This is a genomic window from Paenibacillus kobensis NBRC 15729 (assembly GCF_004000825.1).
GTDB classification, from domain to species: domain Bacteria; phylum Bacillota; class Bacilli; order Paenibacillales; family Paenibacillaceae; genus Paenibacillus_T; species Paenibacillus_T kobensis.
The window spans coordinates 232,712-248,564 of the sequence record NZ_BILZ01000001.1; the positions used below are offsets into that span (position 1 = coordinate 232,712).

General features: G+C 50.5%; 2 protein-coding genes. Both read right to left on the reverse strand.

The window, feature by feature from the left end:
• Positions 1–5: 5 nt before the first annotated feature.
• Complete coding sequence (locus tag PKO01S_RS01120; protein WP_127529435.1) at positions 6–8,210, reverse strand: Tc toxin subunit A-related protein; 8,205 nt, start codon at positions 8,208–8,210, stop codon at positions 6–8.
• Between the two features lie 32 nt (positions 8,211–8,242).
• A complete protein-coding gene (locus PKO01S_RS01125) occupies positions 8,243–15,784 on the reverse strand; it encodes a SpvB/TcaC N-terminal domain-containing protein (protein WP_127529436.1) in 7,542 nt (2,513 codons plus the stop codon).
• Positions 15,785–15,853: the final 69 nt, after the last annotated feature.

The following is a 15,853-nucleotide window of genomic DNA, read 5'->3' on the forward strand; positions in this document are numbered from 1 at the left end:
TTCATTTAATTAGTTGTGTTGGTCTTCGCGAATACGTTCGATTGATAGGTCATAATAACGGTAATTCCCGAAAAGGCATCCGGATTTAACGCCCCATTCAACAGAAGCGAGTCCGGTGTATTCGATAACGTAAATGTCAGTGTGGCATTAAATCCAGTACCCGTGATATTGCTTAGATCGCAAATCCCCGAATTGTTCGTGACGTTAATAGGAATCGCAGCATTATCCCCCAGCTTCAAGTTCAAGAACGGTGTGCCCTTGTCCTTATCGGACACCGTCGACATATTCGATGTTCCAATAAGAATGGTGGCGGACAGCAAGCTTACATCTGACAGATGGGTCAAAATGGTGCGGTCCGTTATTGGGAAGCTGATCTGCTGCACGCCCCCGCTTGCCGGCTGACTGAACAAAGCAAACCAATCACTCGGGAAAGCTTGCTTCAGGTCGATAATTTTGGCTGGCGTGTACGGATATGGCACTTCGTTGCCATGCAGCATTTGTTTGACTTGGTCGGCGAACGGAGCCCCGCCGTCTCTAGCCGTGTATTGAATCTTGACTACGATATCCGAGATATTGTTGAAATCGAAGCGATTCGTTTCCGGCGGAAGGTTCAACGTCCACGAGGAAACCGCCCCCGTCCCTTCGAAAGGCAAATACCGGTCATCCTTAAAGTCGAGAACGAACAGCCCGGAATCGTTCATACCGCGAGTAACGGCAACCTGCTGCGACGTTTGATTTTGCCTTAACACATCCGATCCCGGAACCGAATCTGTTTGTTTCAAGAGATACTTAACTGCCGACCCGTCGGAGGGTTGAACGACGACTGCATTTTGCTTTTGAACCAGTGTTGCATTGATGTTCTGATAAGGTCCGACTACAGCCGGTATGGATATCGATATAGACTTAATTTTACGGCAGTAATGGCCAGGGAAGTCAAAGTCGAACAGCTTCTCGGTGAATTCAAAATCAAGCTTGCCTTGTGTTCCCGTACTGCCCGGAATCCCCCCTTTAAATGCAATAAATTTAACTGGATCGAGATGGAGCAAGGACACTGTCTTCTCCAATTCTAAGTCTCTCGAGTTGTTAAACAGATAGGATTTCTCCATCTGATTCAAGGAAAGCAGCAATCCTTCCCCGGCAAGAAGCCCCCTGTGAAGGTTATCCCAGTAGTCGAATTTGAGGAATTGGTCCTGCCGCTCCAGTTCATATTGATAGGCGGTTTGCGCTACCAGCGCCATATCTACCGCGAGCTGGTAGCATTGGAAGTAAGCCGTCGATAACCGGCTAATCATCCACTGGTACAGTTCTTGGCCGGTAAACTTGCCGCGCAGGAACTGATCCATCTCATCGTGCTGCTTAATCGTTAGCTGATGGATATCGAGCTCCCTTTGCAGCATAGCGGCCCGAACATTAGCTCCAGCAATCTGCAAATCCAGCTGCTTCATCTCAGAAGCAGCTATATCCCGCTGCAGCCCCCAATCCTCGCGGCGGCGGACATATTGTGCACCTGTGCTAATCAAGCCGGCTGTTTTGTCCAAAACATTCGCCGCTCCATCCGCCATCGCGGCCCCTGCATTAACCGCATCGCCGAATTGCATCCCGCCGTCCGCCAATCCGAATATGTTCGGTGCCAAGTAACCGGCGATGGACAGTCCATGAATGGCGATCGATGCGCCTTGAAGATCCGCTGACACGCCGCGCAGCGTCATATCGGTAATTTCGAGCGCACTGATGTTCTCGTCATACAAGGAGCTGTAATGGTCATGACGGAACGAAGCGTTGGCTCTGCTTTCCGTTAATGACGCAAGCGAATCGTTCAATTCCTCTAATTGTTTCTCCTTAATCATGGTTGTCAGATTAAGAATGTTGCTCTCATGCGTGCTTTGGAGCAGCGCAAGCCCTTCCGCATCGTTGCGTTCCAGCGCAGCTAGCAGGCTGCCCCCGAATTGGGTTAACGTGCCTGCCAACGACTTGGCGCGTTCCAGCAGGACGGAGAATCGGTACGGTACCCCTTGACTGCCCGACGTCAACACGGCCAATGGGTTCACGCCTGCGCTTGCCATGCGAACCAACTGCGCAGGATCGATCGGCGGTTCAAACAGTGCCAGCGATTGCGGAATGCCTTGGATATTAAGGCAATGTCTGATTTTGAACAGCCGGTCTTCTACCCTGTCCCAATAGGCGATAAACCGTTCGTTCTCCGGTACGCAGAAGTAGGTGTCCAGCGCATTGAATGGCGCATAAGCCATCAAAGCCTTGTTGCCAGGCGCCTCTTGCTCCAGCGCAATCAGGAATTGCGGGATATCTCCTTTGTATTGAGCGAGCAGATCAGCGAATGTTTTAGGAGCAGGCTCCGGGAATTTCCCTAAATTCTCCGGTCTTGGTCCTAGGAGATCATAAGCGTATACATACATCATCGTTGCGGTCACGATCGACTCCCAGGTGTACTGGGCAAAGTACGAGTCGCCCCACTGCAGCAAGTTATCGATGTATGCCATTACAACTGCCTTCTCGTAAGCGCCAATCCGAAGTCCGGCGATTGCGTCCGGGTCGAACGGATCCATATTATAAGCTGCAATTTCTTGCGGATTGGTCAATTGGTCTTTCAACGATTCCAGCGTATGGTTCCGGAACGGATTGAACTGCCAGAATCGGGCCGACTGATTGCTTATCTTGTCGTTCAACAATCGGTTGCGAACCGAATCGATCTGTTTGTCGTCGAGAAAATTGAAGTACGGATTGATCGGCGTCGTCTCCGTAAAGTCGTCGCTAACCTCACCTTCGTCTGTAATGATTTGCTGGTCGACCAAAATGGTGTAAATGCGCTGTGAACTCGTCAGTCCGATCGTCGAAGTCTGGAAATCGCCGGGTTCAATCTGGAATGGCTGCAACGTCGGATTGAAGATATACTGGTACCACTTCTCCGCATCTTGATAGCGCTGGTTCGTCTTCAGCAAGTCTGCTACGAAGTAAGGAGCATGGAAGAACAGTTCCCAGTAATAAGGCTTGTATGCCCCCTCGAAATCAACTTGTGCGCCGTCGGATGCTTCCGGAGCGATGACGTAATGGCTGTCGAATTGAAACCGCTTGAACAGCAGCTCCGCTTCGACCGGAATTTGCTGCGATTCCAAACTAAGCAGCTTATCGATACCGCCTGTGAAGAGCGTCGAGCTTAGCCTGTGCACCGCGGCCGTCGTGAGACGGTAGGCGGTGAACTGGTACTTCATGCTGCCGATGCCGTCTTGGTTCCGGTCGAGGAAGCCGATCGATACGGGATAAGGCCACTGGTATAACGTATCCATGACATGCCGAACCTTCAGATCCTCATTCGGCTGGCCCTCGAGCAAATTGTTGACGAACTGGTTTAACTCATAGAAATCGATATCCGCCATCATTCTTCCGTTCTTATCGAGATAAGCCGGGATGAGCTGATTGAAGACCTCGATCGAGCCAGTTCCTTCAATGTCGATCGGATAAGGCGCCACGAAGGACTGATTGGTAAACATCGGACTGTTCATTAACACGTTGACGACCGCTGAAGTGTTGTCTTCCAGCTGCGGCTGCAAGTACTCTGTCAGACTTTGGGCATCCGCAAAATTCATCAGGACGCCTTGCTGATCCAAGTATCCGGATTGAATAAGCAGATCATAGATAGCTTTTGAACCGTTCTCATCGATTTTCAAATTCGTAGAGATAAACGATTGTTCAGTAAAAATCGTATCCGAATTCAGCAGCGCTTCGCTAATGGTTGGCACATGATCCTGTACGTCCGGATCCGTATCGAGGAGCAGGAATGCCTCCTTGTCCCCCTTGAACAAGAACGCTGCAGGATGATTCTTAACGGTAACCACTTCATACTCATTGCCTCTCATATTGCTCGACAAAAAGACGGTTCCGATGTTCTGGCTAATCTGCTGCAGCACATACGAAGTTTTCGCCGGAATGCCGCTCTGGCCATTCAGATAGCTGCCTATGTCTGTTGTAAGCTGGTTATAGTTAAAGGAGCCAGTAGCGAGCCCTCTCCCATTGAAATAGCCGGATTTCACCAGTCCGTTCCAGATTGCAGTCGATTGCGTTGCGTCGATGCCTATTGCCGCGTTAACAAAGGAAGATGCACTCAATGACTTTGCAGGAAGGACCGGCGACGGACTCCGTTTGGAATCGGCGGCATAATTGTCATACAAGATCTGAGCCGTATCAATCAGATTCAGCCTGCCGGAGCTGCGGTCGATCTCAGGACGGAAATACGTCTGGCTGATCAACGCTTCCTTGGTCGAAATGATATATTCATCCGGGTTGACGATAAAGCCAGGCTGCAGATCGTCATTGATGACGATCGGTTGGAACACAGGCAGGAAGCCGGCATGCCCTACGTATTTTGCCAAATTAAATTGGCTGGCCACGGTAAATAGACGATCCTCGAATTGCTGGAGCGCATCCGTAGAAGATTGCGGCGCTGCCGGCATGTCAAATGCAGACAATTGTCCGATGTCGATCATGGGGCCGAATAACAGCACCAGCTTCTCGAACCGGTTCGCTCCAACGTTCGGGGTCAAATAGTTGTTCCGCTCGATCTTGAGCGGGTACACTTTGTTCCACCACAGCTGGGAAGGATCGAACTGGGATGTGCTGAATAGCGTGTTAACCCCGGTTTCCTTTATGAAAGTACTGTTATCTGCCGAGATGACGACATCTTCCGCCAGCGTCTGCGGAGCGACCCAAGTGCCGCTGAAATTTAAGAACGTATAACGAATCGTTGCTTTCACTGACTTCTGCTGGGTAGAGCCGCCGCCGCTGTCTTTGACGGCTTTCTGCTCCACCCAAAACAGGAAGAGACGATTAAATATATAGACCGGGGACACCGTGTTCGAGTTGATCGTGACTTTAATCTCGTTCCACTCCGACCAGACATTGCCTTCATCCCGCGTCAAATAGTAGTACTTGTAAGGCTGCGTCTCCGTCCTGGCGAAAAGGTACGTCACTTCCGCATTGTTATGGGTCGGATCGGTGACATGCGTATGATAGGTGTCAACGACCTTCAGCTTCGCTAATTCCGCAAAGCTGTCCAAGTACTTGCGATACGCGGCTTCCACCGTATCTTTCGTTATGTCGCCCTGCTTCAGCGAATTCTCGAACTCGGCGAAGAGCGCGGTTTTATTTTGCCGGTAAGAAGGACTGATGTAGTTCTCGGGGTATACGAATACTTGACGGTTCGCTTCCCATATCCGGTAATTGATCATCCAGGTCCACCATACCGTTGGGATGTCGAAGTTGACGATGCCCGGCTCCAGACGCTCCCTGCTTCTCTGCAAATATAATTGAATGGCATTCAACGCTTCTTTGATATAAGAAATCGTTGCGCAGCCGCTCATCTCTACATCAATCAGCAAATATTCGTATAGATTACGGCTGTTCTTAATCCATCCAAGATCATCTTTCTGCGATAAAGCGTTCAGAGCCGTCGATATAAGTGCCGTACGCTGCTTCTCTTGTACAGCCCCGTTAACCTGAAGGAACAGCGTATCCCAATCGTTGCCGCCCAATCGAGCTCTTAATGCCATTAATAGATTGTCGGCTGCAGCAGCATAATCCGTCCAATGCGCGATGGCATCTTGGCCTGCCATTGCGCTTACCTGTGTAAGCAGGCTGTAGCTTGCGCCGGTCGATTTCATCACATTCAACACTTGCTGCAGCAAATAGAGCCGTTCGATGCGGGAGGCCTGCGGAAACGCCGTGAAGATCGAAACAATATCGGCGACTGCGAGTCCTGTAATTCCGGTTATTGCCGCCGCTGCTTCTTCGTCTACAGAAGCGACCATATAAAGCGCAATGGCCCCTTTTACATCACCAAAGAGTACTTTCAATTCCTGATAAGCGTATAGATCCAGTACATTGGCTGCGGTTAACTTCGAAGAATCTGCAATTCCAAAAGCGCTCAAGCTGTTCTGGATAGTTGCCAGATCATCGCTCGATAACATAAATTTGCGTACCAGCACTAGCCACTGCGAGAACTTCTTCATCTGGGTTTTTGCCGTCTCTTGCCGATCTGGATCTGTAAACATGTTGACCATATCGGTAACGTTCAACAAGGCAACCAAGCCCGTTATTTGCACCGTCTGAACACGGAACAGTGCCGCAATCTGCCCGATTAATTGGGATTGCTGATCTTCCGGCGAAAGGCTCGTACCTTTGCTTGCAAGGAGCTGACGTAAATTGGATAACCAGCTGTCTAAATCCTCGGGGCGGTACAGAATGTCAACGAAGTCCGACACATTGCCGTTAACAACATAATCCATTTCATATACGTTGAGTCGTGATCGTTTCAGCCGGTCCGCATTCTTTTTCGCTTGCATCCATTCATCCATATTCGTTCCTCCGGTGAAGGAAGGAAACAGCGATAAATAAAGGACAAACTGCGCCGCGGTCATGCCGAGCATCTTCATGAGCAAAATATTACGGTAAAGGACCGATAGGTTTCCTACCGTTAATGCTGTACTCTCCTGTCCCCCGAACAACTTGGCTCCAAGTAGATTGAGATCGTCTTGGCTAACCTTGAGTGCTGCTGCAAGACGGGAAGCTAGGTTTATATGATCCGTATCCGGCGCACCTGCTTTCCAGTGCCACAATTCGCCGGTATACATCGGGTTAAAGGCATAACTGCTCTTCCCTTCATCCACAGGATGGTATGAAGCGGATTCCGGTCCGTTAAATAGCCTGTCGAAAGCGGTATTAGATCGTACGTCGTCTCCCCATCCATACGTCTTCACATCGAAGATCAGCGCACACGCTTGTTCTACCGTCAGGTTCCATTGCTCTGTGACGGTTTTCAACTTGGCCAGACTGATTAGCGTCTCCGAATCGAGTGACGACTCACCGTTGTTAATCGACCGCAGAGCCCAGTCCAGATCGGCATAGCTCCAGCCTAACTTGTTGCTCAGCCTTAGGAACCGGTGAATCCGGTCCATGGAATCGTCGGTCAGGTTCTCAATCGTCAAGGCATCGCCTTGACTGTTGACTTGCAGAGGCTGTGATAGTCCGAAGTTAATGAAGAACGACTTCGTTAATCCCGCTTCAATCTCTGCAGTAGCAAGATCTTGGTTCAATAACGTCTGCAGCTGCACTAACGTAAGGCCGGTCTGTTTGCAGAATGTCGTGACGTCGCTCAACGACTTGAGATCCGTTACTCCGTAGTAAGCTTGAAGCTGTTTCTCGTCTAGGTTAGAAGTTGAGATGAGCGAGAATTCCTCAGGGGACAGCCCCAGCGTCTCGGCCGCTGTCCCAACAGCCGCAGAACCCAACGCCGTATACAAATCCGCTAGCTTCACGTTCATCCGGCTTACATAAATGCGCATTTGTTCCAACGGATATTGAAAAGGCAAGTTAAAAGGAAATACCTGACCGGCTAACGTTTGATAAGTATCCCCGGAGATGTTGAGTGCCGTGCGGACGGTTTCTTCCAGCCGTTCGTTGACGATCTGCAAGTAAGGCATGGTCTGATTCGTATTGCCGCAAGTCAGTTCGATGTTCGCCAGATCCGGGCGGCGTACGGCCAAGGCCATATTAGCCGGAATGGTCGTGTGGTTCGGCTGTGTAATGTATTGGTCGGCGATACGCATTAGATCGACGAAATACGCGGCCGGTCCGAAGATCGACTTGCATTCATCGCACTCGCAATAGTTCAGTGTGCCGAAGATCTGCTGATAATCGGGCAGACCTTCATAATGTTGAACGATGTTCTCCGAGATGGAATTAGCGGCAAAAGTTTTCGTATGAGGCGCGGACAGCTGAGAAATGGACGCCCATTGATGCATCATCTGCGCTTCGACATGCTTGGCTTGCGCGTGAATGTCAGCCGCCTGAGCTTCTCCATTCTCGCCCAGCAGCGGCCCATAAGTAGCGGCAAAGTGATCGGGATTGATGGCCGCAATTTGCAGTGCGGAATGCAGCGGCGGGTTGCCGGTTCCGGCTGTGCTGTTAGCGCTGCCAGCTAGAAGCACGCTGGCAGCTTTCGGATCGTTCGTAAGCCGGATCAGCCTTTGATAGCTGCCAAGCAGCTGCACAGCATCCGAATGCAGATCGCCTGCCCCGTTCAACGCTTCCACGTCGGATGCATTCGTGAATTTGAAAGTGTTAATATCGAAATTCGGGTTGTCGGTATAAAATTGTGCTACACTCGGATGCGAATCGCTTAAAAACGATCGAATATTCATGAATAGATGAACCACCTTTATACCCGAATGATTTAATAACCGAAATGCTTATTTAAGCTCTTGGTAGCCTCCGTCTTCTTCTGTTTCTGGAGCGTATCGGCTCGAAGTATATTCGCTTGGAACTTGGTTGCGTATATCTGCTTGCCATGCATGTCAAAGATTTGATAGAAGAATTCATCAGCTATATGCGTCATCGTGCCGTCGTTCTTCAGCCGAACTTTTGCGCCAACCTTAATGTGCAGCTTCTCGCCCGTAGCGTGGACAAAATCCTTTACGGCTAGCTCTACACCTAACTGGACAAGGTTGGAGCCTTGACTGCCCGCTACCAGATTATCGGATGATTCCGCGCCGCCCAGACAGTGGGCAATGAGATGGCACCAAGCTTCTCCTAAGCCGCCGATATTGGAATCGTCCCTCTTGGAGTACAGACTGGCGGGCAAGTTGTTCGTAGCATGGAACGCACTCGCTTTGCCCATCGTGTCATTGGTGGAATCGCGCCCGTCTACGTTGAGGCTGGCTTTGGATACGATCTGCTGCTTCTCGATGTAGTCCGATTTGCCGACAAAAAGCCCGCCTTGTACGCCGTGCGGATTGGCCACCTTGGTCGGCAAGGAATTGCCTGAGCTTGGCGGCACATCGAATTGATCCAGCTCTACTTGCGCTCGATCCGCTGCCTTGTGAAGCACCTTGCGGATATGATCCGCTCGCTCCTTCGTTACTCGGAGCCGCCGCCCCTTCATCGATTCAATCGTCTTCGCCTGGGTGAGCGCATCGCCATTGGTAAACTTCGTAAGATCCTTCTTCAACTGCTTGGCTTTCATATGGGCAGCAATTTTTTTCTTGGAGACTTTGCCGCTCTTTGGTCCGTTCCCTTTAGTCTTCTTCGTATTATTATTGTGCTTCGCCATTCCTTCCGGATCGACGAATCGAATAGGATTGCCGCCGACAAAAGCATAAAGGTTCAACCCGTCCACTGTTCCGGCTGGATCAGCATTCATCCATCGTCCCAGCCAAGGCGGATAATAGCGTGCACCGTAATAATACAGACCGGTGCAATCGTCCCTCTCCTTGCCGCTGTAGCGGTATTCCTTGAGCTGTACTTCTCGCTGGTCCGGTCCTGTCAAGTAGGCCGTCCCGCCGTAAGGGAAGTATTCTTCATAGCTGATCAAGGAAGCAGTCTCATCCACCTCCATGGCGGACGAACCGAGAATATCGTCTAATTGATACCGCAGCTGCCGCTTGCCAGGCGTATCCGTCTCGCGTCCCATGGTATCCGTGGTCCAGTAATTCGCGAGAGCTGCCGTTCGGTCATCTTCCATGACTCGATAAGAATAGCGCTCCAATATCAGTGTCCGAACATTATTCTGGACGCGCGCAATTCTCTTGATTTCCATTCGGCCGATATAGATCTTTTCTTGAATTTCGGTTAATCCATCACTTATTTTGCGCTCCAGCACTTTACGGACTCTCTTGCCGCCGCTGTCGTACACAAAGTAAGAACGGTCGGATTGATCGCCGTCTCTCGCTATGACCGTAGCGTTAGCCAGGTTATTGCGGTAATTCCATTGCATCGAGCTTAAATTCTCCAATGCGAGCAGGTTGCCGTTGTTATCGTATTGGAGCTGGATCGGCTCGCCTGATTGGTTGCCTGAGGTCAATTGTTTTAACCGGTTGGAGTCGTCACACACCTCCATGGTCCGCGTCCAACTGGCGGAAGCAGCCGCATGTCGGGTCTGGACCTTGTTGCCTGCCTCGTCGTAAGCATAGGTTTCCGTGTAGTTTTCAAGTTTCTCTGCGTCATTCAGATGCGGCGGGTTCGCCGACATCCACAGACTTTGCTTAAAACCAGTCGCATGCGTGTCAGGCAATATTCCCGGATGCTGTCTGCCCGAAGCTTGAATCAACCGATAGAGCGCATCGTACGTGTAGTCACTTAAAGGCTCCACGATCTGTTGGTTTTGAAATACCGTCTGGAAGCTGTAATCACGCGATCTTGTAATATTTCCGATCGGGTCCATCGCGTATGACAGATTTTGCAAGATCTCAGTCCTTGCCTGTCCTTTCGCATCGGAGGCTGACCGCTTCGTTATGATACCGAGCAGCCTGCGGGTCGTCTCTTCGTAAGTAAAGGCGGTTGTCGTTCCGTTGCCTCGGGTAATCAACGTATGCTGCCCGTCCGCATCGTACTGGATGTCCTGTATGAACGGCACACTCATTTGTTCCGGGAAATCGACGGTAACCTTTTGTAATTGACCGCTAAGATTGTAATTCGTTCTATAGACCGTATGATCCGCAGAGGTCTCTGCTGTCAACCTTCCCAGTCCGTCGTAAGCGAACGAGGTAATGAAGGACTCGCTGTTCACTGTTGGGTCCGTTTCCCCGCCCCAATCCGGTTCTGATGTGTAGTCTGTAAGCAACAGCTGTTCCGTTGCCACGATATGGCCCTGCAAGCTGTACGCTTGATGATGCGTCACGCCTGATTGATCATAAGAAGTGTATAACTTGCCATAAAGATTGCGGTTCTGGGCGTCGACCGTGCTTAGACCGGCATTATCCCCATAGACGTACTTCTCGACCGTCTGTGCCAACTGAAGATCGGAAGCATGATCCGAACCGTCCACCTTAATCTGCAGGACGCGCTGCAATCCATCGTACAGATGGCTGGTATGGAAGCCGCGACTGTCCCATGAATGTGCGGGCTCGCCATACATATTGTCGATTCCCATCCGAACGCCAGCGTCTTGGCTGTCGGTGCACAGGATGCGATTCTGCATATCATAGGTAAATTGAACATCTTTCCTTAAGCTGTCTAAGCCTTCAGATTGAGACAAGCCCGCATAATAGTTTCTCGCACCCACCTGATAGAGGACGTTGTCCTTGCTGTCATATCCGGTATATTGAGGCAGACAGCTCTGTCTGAGCAGTACAATAATTTCATCGGTAAAGGGTACGAATGGGTCTGCAACTTTCAATTGGAAATCCGGAGCATAAGGCCGGAACCGGGCTGAGGTACGGCCGCTTCCCTTGTCGGAATCGGTAATGTCCACATAGCCTTGACGAAGCAGCTCATTCCAAACATCCATTGCCTTTACGGCACTACCCTTAACCATATCGGAGAACAGATCGCTCGAGGTTTCCCCCAGGTTGTCTTGCAGCTGCATAAAAGTGCGCCCTACAGAATCCTTGAACTGAATGACCGGCGTGTCTTGAAACCGGGCTGCTTTCTGAAGCGCATCCTTCTCGTCCAACTGCCGCGTATCCGGTTCACTCGGGTAATCCCGCATAAACTGGAAGTAATACTCGGAATCCGCGATCGTATCGTTCGAATCGTAATGGGCCTCTTCCCAAGGGGTGAAGATGGTTTTGGTGAAGAACCCTTTGGGCGAATCCACTTGGTATACACGAGAGAGCGGGTCGTAATGGGTTACCGTTGGCGGTGGCAGCAATCCGGCTGCAAGAGCCTGGTCCTCATACGAAGGAACGGTTGAATAATAAGGCAAATACTGCTCTACAGGTCTGCCTTTATGGTCATATACGGTTTTTCCGGAGACGAGCCAGCGTACGGTCGCGGTCACCTTTTTCGGAACCGCAGCCATCCCTTCTGAGCCATCCATTGAAATCGCTTCGCCGCCATCCGCCCTTTTCTTCGATTCGATGACCCGGCCCAAACCGTCCATGTAGCTTATACTTATAAGAATTCGGGTCGTGGCCGCGCCGCCGGCTTCCTCCGATACAGTGGTTTCCCGGTAAAGCTCCACCGTACGGTTCGGCCCCTCCCCCTGCCCCCATGCGAACACATCGTAATAAGTGAAAGAAGATGCATGTTGAAGATAACGTTCCGGTTGAGCCAGCACATCTTCAAACGAACCGTCCTTCACGGGGACATATTCGGTTAGATCGCCGTCTCCTACTCGCTGGTTCTGATAAGTTCCGAATAAAGATGATGCAATCACCATTCCAAGCGGATCATACAGAACTTGAGCCGTATTGCCGTTGACATCCGTCATGATCTTCGGCTTGATAACGTTGTAATCCAGTACGACGGACATCGCGGTCGCAACGGTATCGTTCACATACTGGACAGTGGAAATCGGCACCAAACCATAAGGATCATAGCTGAATTCCGTTCGGTGATAGAGATTCCCGTTCCCAGCGGCCATTGTGTTATCAATTCTCCAAGGCAGGAAGAAACGCTGATCCGCGTCTAATGCATAATGCTGGACAAGCTCCCGGCTCCACCAATACCCCTCTTGCAGAACATAACCGCAATCTTCGTTCATCATCTGGTCAGTCAATTGCGATCCGAAAATACGACTAATTTGATCTGGCGTCGTGACCGCATGCTCGCTGTGATGATGAAGCGCCGTACCCGTCATTTGGCCGAGCGGCAGTGCATCTGTCTGATCTGCGTTCCAATAGAAATGCCGGTCCCAAGTGAGCAACTGCGCTTGAACGATGCCAGCGGTTTGCGCCTCGCCATAAGGGATCGTCTGCGTCAATGCGTCTGTCACCAGAGATTGCATATCTGTCAGGCTGTAGTAGCCCGAAGCTGGAAGCTGGAGCTCCGACAATTGATAGGAACGGACCTCGGATTCCACGCCCAAAAGATGGAACGAATCTGTAACGTTGATGTATTCTTTCACTTGGAGCGATACATGCAGTTGGTGCTGTTCCGGCAACGATGCCTCAGCCGTTGTACGGCGCGGATAATGGATCTGAACTTCTTTGGTCACGTGGCCATAAGCATCCGTTTCCAACACCATATCGTGCCCGATGCGCGGATCGTTCGGATTCCGTTCGTATTCATAGTCGATCGACTCTCGAGGATGTACGAGCAGCGAAGCCCAAAGCATGTCTTGCCTGCTCTGGATGAGTTCCACCGTATAATTGCTCTCGTGCACCGTATACGGATGCTCGGATATTCCGCCAGGCTGATCTAATCCATACACTTCTTCCCGTAATGACAGCCCTTTCAAAGCGGTGCAGCATTGACGATACGTCTCGCCGTCAGCCTCATGCAATGCTCCATCCAATTGACTATCGGGCATGACATATGCGAACGAATCTTGCTTGTAATATTGTTCATGATAATGACGGGATAAGGTGGCCGGGTTCAAAGCGGAGCCGGTATGATACCATCTCTTCCAATACACAGGTGCGGTTTCCGGCAGCTCCAATCCTGATTCTGCATCCCACTGCTCCACGAATCCGAAGCCTCTGAACTCCTTCTCCACTGGGTCGTAGTACCCTTCATGATACTTATAGCGGGTTACGAACTGGTTGCCGGTGCATGCATCAGTCAGTGTAACTTGTTCCACGACGTGAACAGGGAATGGAAGAACGGACTCCCATCGCTGCCCTGCCTTCTTATCATCCAGGTAGTACTTCACCGAGCTTGCGTATTGAATAGCTGTGATGGCGCCAATGCCATTATTGGTCTGGATCAGCAGGTTCGGTTTCTGTCCTCCGGAGAAATCATAATAATAATGGTTTACGGTATCCGTACGGACCTTCGTAAAGAGCAAGCTGTCACACCCGTTGCCGAGTATGTCGGCTAATTGAATGCGGTCCCCTTCACCGAAAATTTCCGGCAGTATGATAGTTACAGGTGCACAGAATCCATTCCCGCCTTGATTGAAATAGATGTCCGCCCGATCCGGGAAAACGTATACAAGATCCGTCAATCCAGAACCGCTCAGATCACCCAGAAACAAACGGGAAGCATCGAAATCGTCATCAAAATATGGCGCTCGCTCCATCCGAACGGCGGATGCGAACCTACCATAGCCTAGATTCGGCCAATATTCGATACTGCCGTTGCGAATTCGGACCCGGTGAGCAAGCCCGTCGCCGACGAAGTCTGCAAACGCTACGACTTCCGTCGCCTGATCCGTCGAACTTAGCGGAAAGCGGGATGAGTCCCCTTCCGGGTAATCGGCGTAAGATGGAGCCCCATATCCTAATTCAGACATAGAGGGATAAAACTTGAGTTGACGGTCTTCGAAAACGACCAGGTCCGGTACGCCGTCTCCTTGCATGTCTGACATTTCTTTCGGGAAAGGGCTTTGAATATACTCTAGCGGATAGCTTCTGAATGGTTGCAAACCGCTCCAAGTGCGTCCGTATTCCGTCTCGTAATACCCAGCCCATTGCGAATCGGCAACGACCAAGTCCATAATACCGTCGCCATTCAGACTCGTTAGCGTGAATGTCCTTGAATCCGTTGCAGGTTCTTCAGTTAACGGGAAACTGTCAGTCATACGGGGACGAGAATATGTTCCTTCCCCTTGCGGTTCCCAATAGGTTGCTGCATTGGAGCGAATTTGGATGATGCCAGCCAATCCTTCGCCGAACAAATCGGTGAAGTCGTAGGATGTTCCGTCCAGATAGCCCGGAATCGTATCGTCTTCTTCCGTGTGAAGAAGTCTGAAGTGCTGCTGTGTTGGTTGAAAGGCTTCGTATGTAAAGGCCAAAGGTGGTGTAGAAAGGGTGATGTAGCTGCCATCTGTTTGTCTCCGGCATCCGATCATTTCGACGGAAACGAGCCGATTCAACTGAATAATCGGATCGATAGAGTAAGAGAATCTAGTCATTCGAACGAGACAAGGATCTGGACCAAGCTCTGTAAACCGATGGAACATCAGCACTTGCCGGCAAAGCCGATGTGTCCGTACTTCAAAGCCGCTGCGGTAGCTGGAGAATGAATCAGACCGTACCGCCCAGTCGGTGTTTGGGATATGGGGGGTACTGCCAGCCTGATGTAATGCGTCATCGGATGTATTGTATTCACCGTAATCAAGCACAAGTTGATAGGCGAAATTCTCTTCTTTATGGTCATCGAAATAATTGCCATACTCAATACTGTGCAGATAAACAGCTGCTGAAGGTTGTCGATTCAGCTCGGAAAGCGCGTTAGGAATTGGGTCTGCGTTCTCGGGCTTATACGTATATACTCGCTTATTGCCCTTGGCATCGACGTCCTGTTCTAGATTCCACTGAAATACACGCAAGGGACGTACCGGATCAGCGACTCGAGCCGAAACGCTCTGACCATAGACGGAACAAATGTTGTTGCTCGATACAATGGTCCAATAGGATGATTCAGCCGATTGCCAATATTCGATCCTCGCGAAGGACCCTTCTAATCGATGCATATAATCCGTAACGGTCCAAATCTGATCCCCGGTTTGTACCATTCGGCTAAGAGGCTTACTCGTGTCGGGATCAAGCTTCGGAATCATTTCTTCGCCATCTAACAGGAAACGGTCTGTGCCGTCATATCTGGGGATGCCGGTATCCGTTCGTCTGGAGATCGATGAAACGGACAAGGAGAAGCCTAATCCGAATACACCGTTCCCGCTTCCTGAGCTGTATCGAAGCTGCAGATCAGGCTCAAACTCTCTGCAGGGCGATGATTGGATGGGAATACTCATATGCATGGTGCCTGTAAATAAATCCGGCTCGAACGTCTCGCCAATTCCTCTAACGGCGCCTCCTCCTTTCGGAAGAGTTAGCTCCGATTGGGACAATGGCACGGATTGGGGTTCAACGTCATTCCATGACTTGCTTCGCATTACTTCCCTCCCATACGGATCAGATAAGAGTATTGAGACTCAAACAGAATTACAATATTCGACATTATT